This window comes from Fodinicola feengrottensis, assembly GCF_039530045.1.
Classification (GTDB): Bacteria; Actinomycetota; Actinomycetes; order Mycobacteriales; family HKI-0501; genus Fodinicola; species Fodinicola feengrottensis.
On record NZ_BAAANY010000020.1, the window covers coordinates 569,185 to 585,478 of the forward strand.

Sequence of the window (16,294 nt, forward strand, 5' to 3'; positions counted from 1 at the left end):
CGCGCTCGACGGTTCGCTGCGTACATATGTTCGAGAGATCGGGTACGCTCGGACCGTGCTGCAGACGAGCCTTTTCGATGACATCGGGGTCGGGCTGGGATCGCTGGACCGGATCAGGCGCACCGAGCTGACCCGAGGCGCCTGGGTGGACGTGCTGCCCGGCTGGCTGACCGGCGCGGACGAGCTGTTCTCGCGGCTCGCCGCCGAAGTGCCCTGGCAGGCCGAGCGCCGCCGGATGTATGACCGGGTGGTCGACGTGCCGCGGCTGCTCTGCTTCTACGACGAGCCGGCGCCCCTGCCCGACCCGGTGCTGGCCGCCGCCAGGTCCGCGCTCAGCCGGCACTACGCCGACGAGTTGGGCGAGCCGTTCCGGACGGCCGGGCTCTGTTACTACCGAGACGGCAAGGACAGCGTGGCCTGGCACGGCGACACCATCGGCCGCGGCCGTACGCAGGACACCATGGTCGCCATCGTCTCGGTCGGCGCGCCGCGGACCCTGGCTCTACGGCCGAAAGGCGGCGGGGGCATCGTTCGGCACGCCCTTGGGCACGGTGACCTTATTACTATGGGCGGCTCCTGCCAGCGGAGCTGGGAGCACGCCATCCCGAAAACCGCGCAGCCGGTCGGGCCGCGCATCAGCATTCAGTTCCGCCCGCGTGGAGTCCGCTGAGGCTCCCATCATGTGGACCGCTTCGGCCACGATTCCCACCTGGTGGACCATGTGCAGGCGGACGTGGGACACCCGCTCTCCTTATTCCTGGATGGCGGGCACTCGGACACCAGTGAACAGCGCGTGCCGCCGCAGGGTGAAGCCCAAAGACTCGTAGAGCCGGATGGCGGTTGTGTTGGTGGCACCGGTGTGCAGGAAGGGCACGTCACCTCGCTCCCGGATCACCGCGGCGACCGCCTTGACCAGCCGGCCGCCGAGCCCACGTCCGCGGTAGGCCGGGTCCGTACACACCGCGCTGACCTCCGTCCAGCCGGGCGGCCGGAGCCGCTCGCCGGCCATCGCCACCAGCGCCCCGTTGTGCCGGATGCCCAGGTACGTGCCGAGTTCCACGGTCCGCGCCCGGAATGGTCCTGGGTCCGTACGAGCCACCAGGTCGAGCATCTCAGGCACGTCCTCCAGCCCGAGCCTGACCGCCTCAGTGTCCGGTTCGGCGGCGACGGACGTGTCCACCAGCTGCACTCCGGAGATCTGGAAGACCTGCTCCCACGACACCGGGGCGGGCTCAAGGATGCCGGGCAACACGGCTACTTGGCCGGCGCCGACCAGCGCGGCCAGGTCTTGCCAGCAGGCCTCGTCGCGGTTGTCTTCCAGCGACACGAAAGGCGAGACCTCGGACAGATAACGCGCGGCCCGCCCATACACCTGCGCCACGCCGCGATGCGGGCCCGTCAAAGCACCCCAGCCGGGGTTGTCCAGCGGATGTGTCCCGACCTCATCGACCACCGCGCTCATCCAACCGCCCTCCGCAGACTTCGCCTCAATCCAGTGGAACGTCGTCCCACCGGCTCTTGATTCCAGATGTCGGCCTTCCCACCTCAAGATCGAGGTTTCCTCGGGGCCGGCGGTTGGGCAGACTCCGTACGACCACCCATTTTCTGCCGAAAGGGGCACCGCATGCCCAAGGTCTATGCGAGCGCGATCGTGCCGGCTGACGCCGATCAGGTCTGGCGGCTCGCCGGTGACTTCAACGGACTCGCGAGCTGGCATCCGGCCATCGCCGACAGCAGGCTCACCGCTGGGGATGCCTCGTCGATCGGCGCGGTACGGGAGCTGAAGACCCCGGACGGCGGCCTCATCGAGGAGGAGCAGATCGCCCGGGATGAGCGGAATCGTACGTACACGTACACCTTCACGCAGAGCCCCTTTCCGGTCCGCAGCTACGTCTCGGTCTTCCGGGTCGCCCCGGTGACTGCCACCAACCAGGCCTTCGTGGAGTGGTCCGCGGTGTACGACGCCGAAGCCGCCGACGAGGCCGCGATGAACGAGCTCTTCGGGAACGGCGTCTTCGGCGGCGGGCTGGCCGCCCTGGTCAAGCGGTTCAGCGCTGCTTAGACCGGCTGCCGTGAGCTGCGGCGGTTTGTCACTCCAGCCTCAGCTCCGATCAGTAGTCACATCCGCATCGGCGTTCGGCCCGCGGTCAAACCACCGGGTCGCCGGCGAAGGCGGCTCGTACGATCGCGGTCAGGTCGGCCTCGGTGACCGGCCGCGCGTTGTCGGAGTAGTCCTTCTCCAGCAACAGTTTCACCGCCCGGTCGACGTCTTCGGCAGACAGTCCGATGTCGCGTAGGGCTCGGGGCGTACCGAGCCGCCCGGTCAGCGCCCAAAGCCCAGCCGGCGCTGACTGGGTCCCCAACGCCGCGGCGATCGTACGCATCACCTCCGGGACCGCGAGTTCGTTGAACGCGACCACGTATGGCAGCACGATGGTGTGAGTCTCGGCGTGCGGCAGGTCGAAAGCGCCACCGAGGACGTGGCAGATCCGGTGATGCAGGCCAGACCCGGTGGTCGCGAAGGCCGCGCCAGCCAGGTACGCGCCGTAGAGCGCACCCGATCGCGCCTCCAGGTCACCGCCGTCCGCCACCACCGCCGGCAGGCTGCCGGCCAGCGTCCGGATGCCTTCGGCCGCCATCAGGGTGGTGATCGGACTGGCGGCCGGCACCCACATCGCCTCGACGCAGTGCGCCAGCGCGTTCACCCCGCTCGGCGCGGCGATCGCCGGCGGCAACGACAGCGTCAGCTCCGGGTCGTAAATCACCGTCGCCGGCTGTACGGCCGGGTCCCGGCCGGTGGTTTTGCGCCCGTCCTCGGTGAGGCCCCAGACCGGCGTCATCTCCGAGCCCGCGTACGTGGTGGGCACCGCCACGATCGGCACCGGCCGGACCAGCGCGATCGCCTTCGCGGTGCCGATGGCGGACCCGCCGCCGACGCACACCACACAGTCCGCGGCCAGCTCGGCCGCCATCTCCCGGGCCGCCGCGGCAACCTCGATCGGGACATGCTGGCGTACGTCGGTGAAGCGGCCGACCAGCCGATCGCCGAGCGGACGGACCAACTGGTCGACCAACCGCTGGTCGCGGTTCGACGCGACGACCAGGACCCGGTGGCCACCGACCCGGTCCGTCTCAGCGGCGAGCTGGCTGGCCGTACCGGCGCCGAAAACGACCCGCCCTGGCAGTGCCTCGTAAGTAAAGTTTCTCGACATTCGTGACTTCCTGTCGTCGACCCTTCACCCATCATCCACGGAGGTAGCGGCCTTGGCCGCCAACGGACGATAACGACCGGTCTCCCTCGCTGCCCATTACCACGAAAGATCGACTTAGGCTATCCATGCTTGTGTGACCTAAACGACAGCGGTAGCTTCAGTCGATCTTGCTCCCACCATCTGGGACGTGGTATTGGTGCCTGCGTACGGGATCGACAGCAGCCAGGTGAGAAGGCTGTTCGAACGTCGCGAGGCACCGCTACGGACCTTGGCCGGCACCGCCGACCAGGTCGCGAGGACCTGCCACGCGATGAGCCTGCGCTTTCACCGAGGCGGCAAACTGGTGGTTTTCGGCAACGGCGGACCGAGTACGGACGCCCAGCACCTGGCCGTCGAGTTCGTCCATCCGGTGATCGTCGGCAAGCGCGCCCTGCCGGCGATCTCGTTGACCTCGGACGTTGCCACCCTCACCGGAATCGCCAACGACAAAGGGATCGACGAGGTCTTCGCGCACCAGATCGACTACCTGGCCGAGCCGGCTGACATCGCCCTCGGGCTGTCGTCCGACGGCAACTGCGGCAACGTGCTGCGCGGGCTCCGGGAAGCGCGTGATCGCGGCTTGCTCACCATTGGCATGGTGGGCGCGGGCGGCGGCTCCGTCGCGGCCGAGCCGGGCCTGGACCACGTCCTGATCGCCGACTCGCCGGACCCGCGGGTCGTGAAAGAAGTGCACGTCACGACGTATCACATCCTTTGGGAGCTGGTGCACGTGTTCTTCGAACGCCCAGGTGTCCTCCCGCCGGCGGTGATGACCGGATGACCGACACACCAGGTGGCTGTCCGACCCCTCCTCCCCCGGCCCTGACCTCGCCACCCATCCCAAGAGCTCCGGTCTGCTACGACGACGTCTGCATCACCTGCTCCGACCAGGCCGTCGCGGTCACCGTGGTCGAACTACTGCCTGACGAGCTGGCCGTGGTGGACACCGGCGTCAGCCATGAAGAAGTCAGCGTCGCGCTGGTGAGCGCCCGCGTCGGCGATACGATTTTGGTGCACGCGAAGGAAGCCATCGCGGTCATCGATCCCAGCCAGGCAGCACCGGCCGCGGTCGGAGGTGATCTCCGGTGACCAGCAACGGGCATTTCCGGAACGGCAGCGCCAGCAATGGCGCGCATCCGACCGACGCGCTGTATCCGTTCCTCTCATCGGGGGCCAGTGATCTGCAGGCGGTGCTCCGGGAGGTCAGTCAGTCCACTGTGGACAAGACCGAGGAGATCATCGCGCTGCGGGAAACGGTGCTGGCGCAGGACGGTGACCGGCTGGTCGAATGCGCCGCGGCGATGGCCGCAGCGTTCGGCGCGGGCGGGCGGCTGTTGTCCTTCGGCAATGGCGGAAGTTCCACCGATGCCCAGGAAGTCGCGAGCCTCTTCCTGAGCCCAGGCGGAAAATCCCGGCCGCTGCCGGCCTTCAGCCTCACCAATGACATCGCAGTGGTGACCGCGCTGTCCAACGACATCGGGTTCGACGTGGTCTACGCCCGGCAGATTGCCGCTTTCGGGCGTAAGGCCGACATCGCCGTCGGACTTTCCACGAGTGGTAACTCCGACAACCTGTTGCGTGCCTTCGACGAGGCGCAGCGGCGAGGAATCCTCACCGTCGGAATCGCCGGCTACACAGGCGGAAAGATGGCCGAGCTGAACAGCATCGACTACCTCTTCGTCGTACCGTCCGCTTCCGTGCACCGGATCCAGGAAGCGCAGACCACGATTTACCACGCGCTGTGGGAACTCACTCTCGCGGCCTTCGACGCCCAGGCCGTCGCGGACCGCACCGTCGCCAGCTCCGAGTCAATCACCATGGGGCCGACCAAATTCTAAGGAGCGTGCGCCGTGACAACTGCGACCGCCAAGCCTGACGCCGCGCCACCCCAGGAGGAAGAGGCGCCTATCCACATTCTGTGGATCAACGCGGGACTGAGCTGCGACGGCGACTCCGTGGCGCTCACCGCCGCGACCCAGCCCAGCATCGAGGAGATCGTGCTCGGCGCGCTTCCTGGGCTGCCCAAGATCGCGGTGCACTGGCCGCTGATCGACTTCGAGTGCGGTCCCGAGCAGGGCGCGGACAACTTCATCGAGTGGTTCCACAAGGCCGACCGCGGCGAGCTGGAACCGTTCGTGCTGGTCATCGAGGGCTCGATCCCGAACGAGGCGATCAAGTCCGAGGGCTATTGGTGCGGCTTTGGCAACAACCCGGCCACCGGACAGCCGATGACCACCAGCGAGTGGCTGGACCGGCTCGCGCCCAAGGCGCTCGCGGTGATGGCCATCGGTACGTGCGCCACCTACGGCGGAATCCACGCTATGGCCGGAAACCCGACCGGCGCGATGGGCGTACCGGACTATCTGGGCTGGGACTGGAAGTCCAAGGCCGGCATCCCGATCGTGTGCGTACCAGGCTGCCCGACCCACCCGGACAACCTGTCCGAGACCATCCTCTACCTGCTTTACATGGCCACCGGCCAGGCGCCGATGATCCCGCTGGACGACCAGCTGCGTCCGCAGTGGCTGTTCGGCGCGACCGTCCACGAAGGCTGCGACCGGGCCGGCTACTACGAGCAGGGCGACTTCGCGACCGAGTACGGCTCCCCCAAGTGCCTGGTGAAACTCGGCTGCTGGGGTCCGGTGGTCAAGTGCAATGTGCCCAAGCGCGGCTGGATCAACGGCGTCGGCGGCTGCCCGAACGTCGGCGGCATCTGCATCGGCTGCACGATGCCCGGCTTCCCGGACAAGTTCATGCCGTTCATGGACGAGCCGCCCGGCGGCAAGCTCTCGTCGGCGGCGAGTACGGCTTACGGCGGCTTCATCCGGAAACTGCGCACGATCACCACGAACACCCTGAACAAGGAACCGAAGTGGCGGGAAAAGGGGCGCACCCTCAAGACCGGCTACAAGGCGACCACGTTCTAGCCCGTACGCGTTTACAGGAAGGCACTGACAAATGACATCCTCAACGCGGTCGGGCAAGAGCAGCAAGTCCGACTCCAACCTGATGGAAATGAACTGGGATCCGATCACCCGGATCGTCGGCAGCCTTGGCATCTACACCAAGATCGACTGGGCCGCCAAGCGGGTAGTGGAATGCCACAGCACGTCGTCGGTGTTCCGCGGCTACAGCATTTTCATGAAGGGCAAGGATCCCCGGGACGCGCATTTCATCACCAGCCGGATCTGCGGCATCTGTGGTGACAACCACGCGACCTGCTCGGTGTACGCGCAGAACATGGCCTACGGCGTGAAACCACCAAATCTCGGTGAGTGGATCATCAACCTCGGCGAGGCTGCCGAATACATGTTCGACCACAACATCTTCCAGGAGAACCTGGTCGGCGTTGACTACTGCGAGAAGATGGTCGCCGAGACCAACCCGGGCGTGCTGGAACTGGCCAGGCACACCGAGGCGCCGCACGCCGAGGACCACGGCTACAAAACCATCGCGGACATCATGAAGTCGCTGAACCCGCTGGAAGGCGAGTTCTACCGGGAGGCCCTGCGGGTCAGCCGGGAAACCCGCGAGATGTTCTGCCTGATGGAAGGCCGGCACGTCCACCCGTCCACGCTCTACCCGGGCGGCGTCGGCACCGTAGCGACCATCCAGCTCTTCACCGACTACCTCACCCGGTTGATGCGGTATGTCGAGTTCATGAAGCGCTGTCTGCCCATGCACGACGACCTCTTCGACTTCTTCTACCAGGCCATGCCCGGCTACGAGCAGGTCGGCCAGCGGCGAATTCTGTTGAACTGCTGGGGAAGCCTGAACGACCCGGAGTACTGCGACTTCAAGTACGAGAACATGGCCATGTGGGGCCGCAAGATGTTCGTCACGCCGGGCATCGTGGTCGACGGCAAGCTCGTCACCAACAACCTGGTCGACATCAACCTGGGCATCCGGATCCTGCTCGGCAGCTCGTACTACGACGACTGGGAGGGTCAGGAGACGTTCGTTTCCCATGACCCGCTCGGAAATCCGGTCGACCGTCGACACCCGTGGAACCAGCACACCATTCCGCGGCCGGCCAAGCGCGACTTCGACAGCAAATACTCGTGGACCATGTCGCCGCGCTGGTTCGATGGCAAGGACTACCTGGCGATGGACACCGGCGGCGGCCCCATCGCGCGCCTGTGGTCCACGGCGCTCTCCGGCCTGGTCGACATCGGTGGGTACGTGAAGGCCACCGGCCACAGCGTCGTCATCAACCTTCCCCGGTCCGCGACAAAGCCGGAGAAGACGTTCGAGTGGAAGATCCCGCAGTGGAGCAACGCGATTGAGCGTAACCGCGCCCGGACCTATTTCCAGGCGTACTGCGCGGCCGCGGCGGTCTATTTCATCGAGCAGGCGATGGCCGAGATCCGAGCCGGGCACACCAAAACCTGGGAGAAGTTCGACGTACCGAAGGACGCCATCGGCTGCGGCTTCACCGAGGCGGTACGCGGCGTGCTGTCGCACCACATGGTGATCCGCGACGGCAAGATCGCGAACTACCACCCGTATCCGCCGACCCCGTGGAACGGCAGCGTCCGGGACGTTTACGGAACCCCTGGCCCGTACGAGGACGCGGTGCAGAACACACCGATCTTCGAGGAGAACCCGCCGGACAAGTTCAAGGGCATCGACATCATGCGCGCGGTCCGCAGTTTCGACCCGTGCCTGCCCTGTGGCGTACACATGTACACCGGCGAAGGCAGGACGGTGAAGAAGCTGCACACGCCGCACGCCTTCAACTCCGGGGGATAACCGGCGTCCGCGCGTTCCGGCCATCCGTCCCACCACAACTCGACGAAGGACTGCCGAATGACGCAGGTAGACGGCAAAGAACTCCCGACCGAGGACGTGGCCGCGCGGATCGAGGAATTGCTCGTACGGTTGGATTCGGCGACGGATCCGACCGTACGGGCCACCGCGGAGGAACTCGTCCGTACCCTGATCCAGTTCTATGGCAGCGGCCTGGAACGCATCATGGAACTGGTCTTCGAGGACGACGTGGTCGCCGAGTCGGTGGTGCCCAAGTTCGTCGGTGACAAGCTGGTCGGCAGCATTCTGGTCCTGCACGACCTGCATCCGTCCACGACCGAAGAACGGGTTGTCGAGGCGCTGGAGCGGGTACGCCCGTACCTGGGTTCGCATTCTGGCGGTGTCGAGCTGCTGGGGGTGGACGCGGAGGCCGGCATTGTTTTCCTGCGGTTGGCGGGCAGTTGCGACGGCTGCCCGTCTTCCACGGTCACCGTGAAACTCGCCATCGAGAAGGCGATTTCCGAGACGGCGCCGGAAATCGTGAAGGTCGAGGTCGAAGGGATGGTCGAGCCGGCTGGCCCGGTCGACGCTGGTGGCCGGAAAATGCTACCGCTTTCCGGGGTGCCACAGGGAAAACTCACCATCCCCGTCCAACAGGAACCGCTGGCCGCATCGGCGCCGGCCTGGGTCGAGGTCGGCGGGCTGTCCGGCCTCGCGCCGGGCAAGGTCACCGCCGCGAAGGTCAGCGGCGTCCACACGGTTGTCTGCAATGTGGGCGGTGACCTGTACGCGTACCGCGACAAGTGCCCGTCCTGCGGTTCCGGGCTGACCCGCGGTGAACTGACCGGTCAAACCCTGCAATGTCCGCGGTGTGGGCACGGTTATGACGTACGCATCGCCGGCCGTGGTACGACGACACCGTCCGATCACCTGGATCCGTTCCCGTTGTTATCCGATGACGGGCATATTCGAGTGGCGGCAACGGCGGCGGCCCGATGACACAGGGCCTTCGACGGTTTATGAAGCTGCCGCCACCGCTGGATCCGGCGGCGGTGGTGGAGAAGTGCGAGATGTGCACCGAGGTTCTCGCCGAAGACCATCCGCACCTGGTCAACGTGGAATCCCGGCAGATCCTCTGTGCCTGCCGGGGTTGCTATTTGTTGTTCACCGCCCGAAATGCCGGCAAGTTCCGGGCCGTACCGGAGCGGTATCGTTACTCTCCCGAACTCGCCGACGGCATCGCTTTCTGGGACTCGATTGGGATCCCAGTCGGGATGGCGTTCTTCTTCACCAGCTCCGCTCAGGAAGCTCCGATCGCGTTCTATCCGAGTCCGGCCGGTGCCACCGAGTCACTGCTGACGATGGAAATGTGGGACGAGGTGCTGACCGCCAACCCTGCCTTCAAAGACGTCACGGAGGACGTCGAGGCATTGTTGATGCGGCGCACCGAAAGCGGTGTCGAGTGCTATCTGGTGCCTATCGACAGCTGCTACGGGCTGGTTGGGCTGGTCAAGGTGAACTGGCGCGGCTTCGACGGCGGCACCGAGGCTCGGGACAAAATCGACGCCTTCTTCGAGAACCTGCGCGGTCGCTCGGATCTCATTCCAGTGGATGGCCACGATGGCTGACCTGATCTTCGAGTGCGTCGACGCTCAGCCGGACAAGTACGGCGTGAGTCCCACGCTGCTTTTCAAGCTGCGCATCACCGATCCGGACGGTCAGCCGGTGCATGCCATCGCGTTGCGCTGCCAGCTCCGGATCGAGCCGCAGCGCCGGCGCTACGACGAGGAAGAAGGCGAGCTGCTCGGCACCCTGTTCGGCGACCGGTCGCGGTGGGGCGACACACTCAAGCCGATCCAGTTCGCGCTGCTGTCGGTCTTGGTGCCGAGTTTCACCGGCAGCACCGAGATCGACGTGCCGGTGCCATGCACGTACGACATGGATGTGACCGCGGGAAGCTATTTCCACGCGCTCCAGGACGGTGTCGTGCCGCTGGTTTTCCTGTTCAGCGGCACCATTTTCGGTAAGGGCGGCGCCAAGGGCTTCTCGGTCAGCCAGGTGCCGTGGCATCAGGAGGCGAATTTCCGGCTGCCGGTCAAGACCTGGAAGGAGCTGATGGACCGGTATTTCCCGGACACCAGCTGGCTCCGGGTCCGCCGGGACACTCTCGACGCGCTGCTCAAATACAACGCGGTGCACGCGCTGCCCGGCCTCGACGCGGTCATCACCTCGCTTTTGGAGCAGAGTTCTTTGAAGCAGGGCGGGGAGAAGACGCCATGACCGACCGGTTCGCCTCAGCCAAGGCCATTGCTGACACCGTTCTCTACGAGGGCTATCTGCTCTACCCGTATCGAGCGTCCGCGGCGAAAAACCAGGCGCGCTGGCAGTTCGGCGTACTGATGCCTCCTGGTTTCGCCTCCCCCGTCCGCGGCGAATACGACACGTGTCAGTGCGAATGTCTTGCCGAGCCGGGCAAGGATGCCGATCTTGAGGTGCTCGTACGATTCCTGCGGCTGCAGCAGCGCACCGCGCAGGCCCTTCGACCTGGCGATGTCTATGAGGACGTGCCGTCGCTTTATGCCGCCGAGGGTGAAATCACCACGTGGGTCGAGGCCGTCGCCGAAGAGGTCAGCGTCAAGATCCCGGTCGCCGACCTTATTGCCGCCGATTCGACGACCGCATTGGACGTGCCGTACGGGCAGGAAAGCGAACCGCTGCGTTCCGCGGAAGGCGAACTCGTTGGCCGGGTCGTACGCTCACGGGCGGCGCTGCACGGTGAGCTGCGACTGCACGCCGAGGAACTGGACGGCCCGTTCGGTGGCGTGAAAATCCACGCGGAGATCCGTAACACGACGCCGTGGCAGCATCCGAACCCGTACCGGGACGCGGCCTTACACGCGGCTTTTGTTGCCACCCATGCCCTGATCGGCGTTTCCAGCGGAGCTTTCCTGTCTCTGCTCGATCCGCCGGAGTGGGCGAAGGTCGCCGTCCAAGAGTGCACGAACGTACGCTGCTGGCCCGTCTTGTTAGGTGCAGGCGACGCCGTGATGGCCTCCCCCATCATTCTTTACGACTTCCCCACCATCGCGCCGGAAAGCCCTGCGGATCTGTTCGACGGAACAGAAATCGATGAGATCCTGACCCTTCGTACGATGGCCATGACGGACGAGGAAAAGCGGCAGGCAAGGGCGACCGATCCGCGCGCTCGCGCGCTCGTCGACCGGGTCGACTCGATGCCGGGTGAGTTGTTGGAGCGACTGCACGGCACAGTTCGTTATCTGCGTGGCGTGACCGGCGAGCCGGACGCGCCGATTGAGCTTCGGGAGCTCACCGACGACCCCACCTTGAATGGCGGGCGTGAGTTGGATCCGGGACCGGCATTCACCACCGACGCCCCCTGGTGGAATCCGGAGGCGGACAGCTCGGTCGATCCGGACACCGACGCGGTGGTCATCAACGGGGTGGAGGTCCGCCGCGGCAGCAAGGTCGTGCTCCGGCCCGGAGCCCGCCGTACGGACGCGCAGGACATGTTCCTCGCCGGAATGGTGGCCACCGTCCAAGCGGTCGTGCTGGACGTGGATGGCGAGCAGTACATGGCTGTGTCGCTCGACGACGACCCGGCCGCGGACCTGCAGACCAGCCACGGCCGGTTCCGCTATTTCTTCCCGGACGAGGTCGAGCCGTACACCGCCGTGGAAGAGTCGCGATGACGGCTCGAGTGCTGGTTGCGGGTGTCGGCAACATTTTCCTGAACGACGACGGATTCGGCGTCGAGGTGGTCCGGCGGCTGGCCGCCGAAACGTTGCCCGACTGGGTCGACGTCGCCGACTACGGCATTCGCGGCATGCACCTCGCGTACGACGTGACCAGTCGCGGCGACGGGCTGGAGACCATGATCCTGGTCGATGCCATGGCCCGCGGCGAAAAGCCGGGCACCGTCAGCGTGCTGGAGGTCGATCCGGAACGGCCGGCGGACTATGTTCTGCCGTCCAGCCCGATCGACGCGCACGGAATGCAGCCGGATGTCGTTTTGGATTTGATTACCCTGCTCGGCGGCAAAGCCGGGCGGGTGTTGGTGGTTGGTTGTGAACCGGCCGAACTCGAACCGGAAATCGGGCTCACCCCGGCGGTCGCCGCCGCGGTGCCCGGCGCGGTCGAGGCGGTCAAAGGACTCATTCGCGAACACGACGGCAGTGACCGTCGGCTGAATGCCGGATCGGAGGTGTAAAGAATGTTACGTCGATTTATGACCTTGGTGATGCTGGGAGGCATCGGATACGTGGTCTACAAATTAGTTGCCCCGGACGTCAAGCGTTATCTCGAGATCAGCCAGATGTAGTCGCAAGCAGTGCCGTAGGTATGGAGGCAGTCATATGTGCTTGGGCATCCCTGGAGAGATCATCGAGATTCTCCACGACAAGCCGGATCTCGCCATGGTGGACGTCAGTGGCGTACGCCGGGCCATCAACATCGGCCTGTTGGAGGACGACCCGCCGGTGCCGGGCGACTGGATCCTGATCCACGTCGGTTTCGCGTTGTCGAAAATCGATGAGGGTGAAGCCAAAGCCGCGCTGGAATTCCTGGAGGGCATCGGTCAGGCGTACGCCGACGAGATAGCCGCCCTGCTGGAATCGTCCATAGATTGAGCCATAGATTTGAGGAGGTGCCGGCGTGCGATACGTCGACGAGTTCCGCGACGCGGAGAAGGCACGTGCCCTGTCCGCTCGCATAGCCAGCCTGTGCGAACCCGGCCGGCACTACAAATTCATGGAGGTGTGCGGCGGGCACACCCACACGATCTACAAGCACGGCCTCGAAGACTACCTTCCGGAAACCATCGAACTCGTGCACGGACCGGGTTGCCCGGTCTGCGTTATCCCGATGGGCCGGGTCGATGACTCGATCTACATCGCCCGGCAACCGGACGTCCTCATGACGTCCTTCGGTGACATGATGCGGGTGCCCGGCGGCAACGGGTCGTTCTTCGACTCCAATGCCGAGGGCACCAACATCAAGATGGTCTATTCACCGCTGGATTCGCTGAAGATCGCCCGGCAGAATCCAGACCAGCGAGTCGTCTTCATGGCCATTGGATTCGAGACCACCGCGCCATCGACGGCGATGACGATCCTGCGCGCGGCCGCCGAAGGCCTGGAGAACTTCAGCGTTTTCTGCAACCACGTGACGATCATTCCGGCGATCAAGGCGATTCTGGACTCGCCGGACCTGCGGCTCGACGGCTTTATCGGCCCCGGCCACGTTTCCACCGTGATTGGATGCCGGCCCTATGAGTTCATCACTACCGATTACCACAAACCAATCGTGGTGGCGGGATTCGAGCCATTGGACATTCTGCAGTCCATCTACATGCTGATGCTGCAGCTGTCCGAGGGGCGCTGCGAGGTCGAGAACCAGTATTCGCGGGTGGTGCCATGGGACGGGAACCTGGTCGCCCTGAAGGCGATCACCGAGACGATGGAACTGCGGCCGTATTTCGAATGGCGCGGGCTCGGCTTCATCTCGCAGTCCGCCATGCAGGTCAAGGAAAAGTACGCGAGGTTCGACGCCGAGCGGATCTTCAACATGCCCGGACTGCGAGTCGCGGACCCAAAGGCCTGCCAGTGCGGCGAAGTTCTCAAGGGCGTGCTGAAGCCGTGGGAATGCAAGGTGTTCGGCACCGCGTGTACGCCGGAGACACCCATCGGTACGTGCATGGTCTCGCCTGAGGGCGCCTGTGCGGCGTATTACAACTTCGGCCGGTTCACCCGCCAGCGCGTCAAAGAGGCCACCGCGGTAGCCACCACGGAAGCGAGCAAGGTGTGAGCGGCGTGCCGGAGTCCTCTGGCGTACAAGAACACCCGACCGACCAGCCGCCCGCGGCGAACTGGGTCGAGGAGGCGATGGCCGAGCATCACGCGACCGAGCACGAACTGGTGCCCACTCCGGGCACTCGCCATGCCAGCCGCGAGCAGCAGGTGCTGGACCGGATCGACAAGGCCCGGCGGCGCCGGCCAAAAATGAAGGAACAGCGGATCACCTCGTCCCACGGTGCCGGCGGCAAAGCGACGCACACCCTGATCGAGGCGATTTTCGCGCCAGCTTTCAGCAACCCCCTGCTGGACAAGATGGAGGACAGCGCCGCGCTGACCGTTGGCGACGCCCGGCTGGCCTTCACCACCGACTCGTACGTCGTGTCGCCGATCTTTTTCCCCGGCGGCAACATCGGCGACCTGGCGGTGAACGGCACGGTCAACGACCTGTCGGTGGCCGGCGCGACGCCACTCTATTTGTCCGCCGGTTTCATTCTGGAGGAAGGCTTTCCGGTAGCCGACCTGCAGCGGATCGTGGACTCGATGGCGGCCGCCGCGGCGGCCGCCGGCGTACAGATTGTCACCGGTGACACCAAAGTTGTGCAGCGTGGCAAGGCGGACGGCTGCTATATCAACACCTCAGGCGTCGGCGTCCGCGAACACAGCACGGACTTTGGTGTCGACCAAGTCAAACCCGGCGATGTGGTGATCGTCTCCGGACCGATCGGCGACCACGGCGTGACTGTCATGTTGGCTCGCGGCGAGCTCGACATCATGTCCGACATCACGTCCGACACGGCCGCGGTGAACGGTCTGGTGGCCCGGCTTTTGGCTGGTACGAACGGTGTCCGGGCCATGCGGGACGCGACCCGCGGCGGGGTGGCGACCATTCTCAACGAGGTGGCCAAAGGCGCGAACGTCGCGGTCGTCGTCAACGAGGCAGCGGTGCCCGTACGCACCGAGGTCCGCGGCGCATCGGAGTTGCTCGGCATCGATCCGCTTTACGTGGCCTGCGAAGGGCGGATCGTGGTGATCGTGGCCGGCGACTGCGCTGACGAGGCGCTGGCCGCGATGCGGTCGCATCCACTCGGCGAACAGGCCGCGGTCATTGGCAAAGTCGTCGACGACCCGCCAGGTTTGGTGCTGCTGAACACCACCTTCGGCGGCACCCGGATCGTCGACCTGCTGGTGGGTGACCCGCTGCCGAGGATCTGCTGAATGCACGAGCTGTCGATCACCCAGAGCATTGTCGAGGCGGTCACTGACAAAACCGGTGACCGCCAAGTCCGCCGGGTGGAGTTGGAGGTCGGCAAGCTCGCCGGGGTGGTCGCGGACTCGGTGTTGTTCTGCTTCGAACTCGTCACCGAAGGAACGACGTTGGCCGGTGCGCGGCTCGATATCGTGGAGAAGGCCGGGCGCGGCACCTGCCGCGGCTGCCGCGCCGACCTGGAGCTGACCACTCTGATCGTGCTCTGCGACTGCGGCAGCGCGGACGTCGATGTGACCGAGGGAACCGAACTGCGGATCCGGTCCGTGGAGGTGGTGTGAGCGATGTGTTCGACCTGCGGTTGTTCGGACGACGCGGGCGTACGGGTCATCGACCCGGATGCCCCCCCACACGTACATTCCCACGACGACGAGCACGGGCATGGACATGGACATGGCCACGGTCACGGTCACGACCACGACCACGACCACGACCACGACCACGACCACGACCACGACCACGAACAGGATGCGGCCGCGGCGCAGACGATCCTGCTGGAACAACGCGTACTGGCCAAAAACGACTTGCTGGCCGTCCAAAACCGCGAGTGGCTGTCGGAGCGGGATATCCTCGCTGTCAACGTGATGAGTTCTCCCGGCTCCGGCAAAACCACCTTGCTGGTACGGACAATTCGCGAGTTGGCGGCGCGGCTGCCGATCTCGGTCATCGAGGGTGACCAGGAAACCCTGCTGGATGCGGAAAGAATCCGCGAGACCGGCTGTCGGGTGGTACAGATCAACACCGGCGCCGGCTGCCACCTGGACGCGTCGATGCTGGCCAGCGGCCTGAAAACACTCGGCCCACCGAACAGTTCGGTGGTGCTGGTGGAAAATGTCGGCAACCTGGTCTGCCCGGCGCTGTTCGACCTCGGGGAGCACAGCCGGGTCGCGGTCATGTCGGTCACCGAGGGCGCCGACAAACCACTGAAATACCCGCATCTGTTCCGCAGCGCGGATCTGGTGGTCGTCAACAAGCTCGACCTGCTCCCGTACGTCGACTTCGACCTGATGAAGTTCGCCGCCTACGCGCGGCAAGTCCAGCCAGGTGTGGAAATCCTGCACCTGTCGGCCACCACCGGCGAAGGCGTCGAGGGCTGGTACGACTGGCTCCGCAACCGCCGAGCCGTCCTCACGTCCACGTAGGACCCCGCAACGTCACTCTCGCGGTAGGCAGGGCTGGACTTTCGTCGAGTGTGGGACTTTATCCCGCACTCGACG

At 65.4% G+C, this 16,294-nt stretch carries 20 protein-coding genes; 18 read left to right on the forward strand and 2 right to left on the reverse strand.

Annotated features, from left to right (window positions below):
* Window positions 1-55: 55 nt before the first annotated feature.
* Window positions 56-670, forward strand: a complete 615-nt coding sequence (locus tag ABD301_RS26775) for an alpha-ketoglutarate-dependent dioxygenase AlkB (RefSeq protein WP_344313194.1) — start codon at window positions 56-58, stop codon at window positions 668-670.
* An 81-nt stretch (window positions 671-751) separates the two neighbouring features.
* Here ABD301_RS26775 and ABD301_RS26780 read toward each other — a convergent pair whose 3' ends face one another.
* Window positions 752-1,462, reverse strand: a complete 711-nt coding sequence (locus ABD301_RS26780; RefSeq protein WP_344313195.1) for a GNAT family N-acetyltransferase — start codon at window positions 1,460-1,462, stop codon at window positions 752-754.
* Window positions 1,463-1,624: 162 nt separating this feature from the next.
* Between ABD301_RS26780 and ABD301_RS26785 the strand changes: the two genes are divergently transcribed.
* Window positions 1,625-2,062 (forward strand): SRPBCC family protein, encoded by a 438-nt coding sequence (locus ABD301_RS26785; RefSeq protein ID WP_344313196.1) that lies wholly within the window; start codon window positions 1,625-1,627, stop codon window positions 2,060-2,062.
* A gap of 85 nt (window positions 2,063-2,147) precedes the next feature.
* Here the strand turns inward: ABD301_RS26785 and ABD301_RS26790 are convergent, their stop codons facing one another.
* A complete protein-coding gene (locus ABD301_RS26790; protein WP_344313197.1) occupies window positions 2,148-3,212 on the reverse strand; it encodes a maleylacetate reductase in 1,065 nt (354 codons plus the stop codon).
* Between the two features lie 187 nt (window positions 3,213-3,399).
* On the opposite strand from ABD301_RS26790, the gene ABD301_RS26795 reads away from it, so the two are divergent.
* From ABD301_RS26795 to hypB, 16 genes are all read left to right on the forward strand, one after another.
* The gene (locus tag ABD301_RS26795; protein ID WP_344313198.1) at window positions 3,400-4,032 is read left to right on the forward strand and encodes a D-sedoheptulose-7-phosphate isomerase; all 633 of its coding nucleotides are present in this window, start codon (window positions 3,400-3,402) and stop codon (window positions 4,030-4,032) included.
* Window positions 4,029-4,340, forward strand: coding sequence for a HypC/HybG/HupF family hydrogenase formation chaperone (locus ABD301_RS26800; protein WP_163569308.1), 312 nt, complete (start codon window positions 4,029-4,031; stop codon window positions 4,338-4,340). The genes ABD301_RS26795 and ABD301_RS26800 overlap by 4 nt, the downstream gene beginning before the upstream one ends.
* Window positions 4,337-5,089 (forward strand): D-sedoheptulose-7-phosphate isomerase, encoded by a 753-nt coding sequence (locus ABD301_RS26805; RefSeq protein WP_163569309.1) that lies wholly within the window; start codon window positions 4,337-4,339, stop codon window positions 5,087-5,089. Before ABD301_RS26800 ends, ABD301_RS26805 begins: the two co-directional genes overlap by 4 nt.
* A 12-nt stretch (window positions 5,090-5,101) precedes the next feature.
* Window positions 5,102-6,178, forward strand: coding sequence for an NADH-quinone oxidoreductase subunit B family protein (locus ABD301_RS26810; RefSeq protein ID WP_344313199.1), 1,077 nt, complete (start codon window positions 5,102-5,104; stop codon window positions 6,176-6,178).
* A 31-nt stretch (window positions 6,179-6,209) separates the two neighbouring features.
* Window positions 6,210-8,003: a nickel-dependent hydrogenase large subunit gene (locus tag ABD301_RS26815; protein WP_344313200.1), complete on the forward strand. Its 1,794-nt coding sequence runs from the start codon at window positions 6,210-6,212 to the stop codon at window positions 8,001-8,003.
* 57 nt (window positions 8,004-8,060) lie between these two features.
* Entirely contained in the window at window positions 8,061-8,999 is a 939-nt protein-coding gene (locus ABD301_RS26820) for a NifU family protein (protein WP_344313201.1), read from the forward strand.
* On the forward strand, window positions 8,996-9,628 hold the full coding sequence (locus ABD301_RS26825; RefSeq protein ID WP_163569313.1) for a DUF5947 family protein: 633 nt from the start codon (window positions 8,996-8,998) through the stop codon (window positions 9,626-9,628). Before ABD301_RS26820 ends, ABD301_RS26825 begins: the two co-directional genes overlap by 4 nt.
* Complete coding sequence (locus ABD301_RS26830) at window positions 9,621-10,280, forward strand: DUF6084 family protein (protein ID WP_344313202.1); 660 nt, start codon at window positions 9,621-9,623, stop codon at window positions 10,278-10,280. The genes ABD301_RS26825 and ABD301_RS26830 overlap by 8 nt, the downstream gene beginning before the upstream one ends.
* Window positions 10,277-11,710, forward strand: coding sequence for a hypothetical protein (locus tag ABD301_RS26835; protein WP_344313204.1), 1,434 nt, complete (start codon window positions 10,277-10,279; stop codon window positions 11,708-11,710). The genes ABD301_RS26830 and ABD301_RS26835 overlap by 4 nt, the downstream gene beginning before the upstream one ends.
* Window positions 11,707-12,228, forward strand: coding sequence for a hydrogenase maturation protease (locus ABD301_RS26840; protein ID WP_344313205.1), 522 nt, complete (start codon window positions 11,707-11,709; stop codon window positions 12,226-12,228). The genes ABD301_RS26835 and ABD301_RS26840 overlap by 4 nt, the downstream gene beginning before the upstream one ends.
* 30 nt (window positions 12,229-12,258) lie before the next feature.
* Window positions 12,259-12,339 (forward strand): DUF6893 family small protein, encoded by an 81-nt coding sequence (locus ABD301_RS42545; protein ID WP_390624085.1) that lies wholly within the window; start codon window positions 12,259-12,261, stop codon window positions 12,337-12,339.
* Window positions 12,340-12,373: 34 nt separating this feature from the next.
* Window positions 12,374-12,646, forward strand: coding sequence for a HypC/HybG/HupF family hydrogenase formation chaperone (locus ABD301_RS26845; protein WP_163569314.1), 273 nt, complete (start codon window positions 12,374-12,376; stop codon window positions 12,644-12,646).
* 25 nt (window positions 12,647-12,671) lie between these two features.
* Window positions 12,672-13,823, forward strand: a complete 1,152-nt coding sequence (hypD, locus tag ABD301_RS26850; protein WP_163569315.1) for a hydrogenase formation protein HypD — start codon at window positions 12,672-12,674, stop codon at window positions 13,821-13,823.
* A 77-nt stretch (window positions 13,824-13,900) separates the two neighbouring features.
* Entirely contained in the window at window positions 13,901-15,028 is a 1,128-nt protein-coding gene (gene hypE / locus ABD301_RS26855) for a hydrogenase expression/formation protein HypE (protein WP_425551987.1), read from the forward strand.
* Entirely contained in the window at window positions 15,029-15,358 is a 330-nt protein-coding gene (locus ABD301_RS26860) for a hydrogenase maturation nickel metallochaperone HypA/HybF (RefSeq protein WP_163569316.1), read from the forward strand.
* A gap of 3 nt (window positions 15,359-15,361) precedes the next feature.
* Window positions 15,362-16,219, forward strand: coding sequence for a hydrogenase nickel incorporation protein HypB (gene hypB / locus ABD301_RS26865; RefSeq protein ID WP_344313206.1), 858 nt, complete (start codon window positions 15,362-15,364; stop codon window positions 16,217-16,219).
* Window positions 16,220-16,294: the final 75 nt, after the last annotated feature.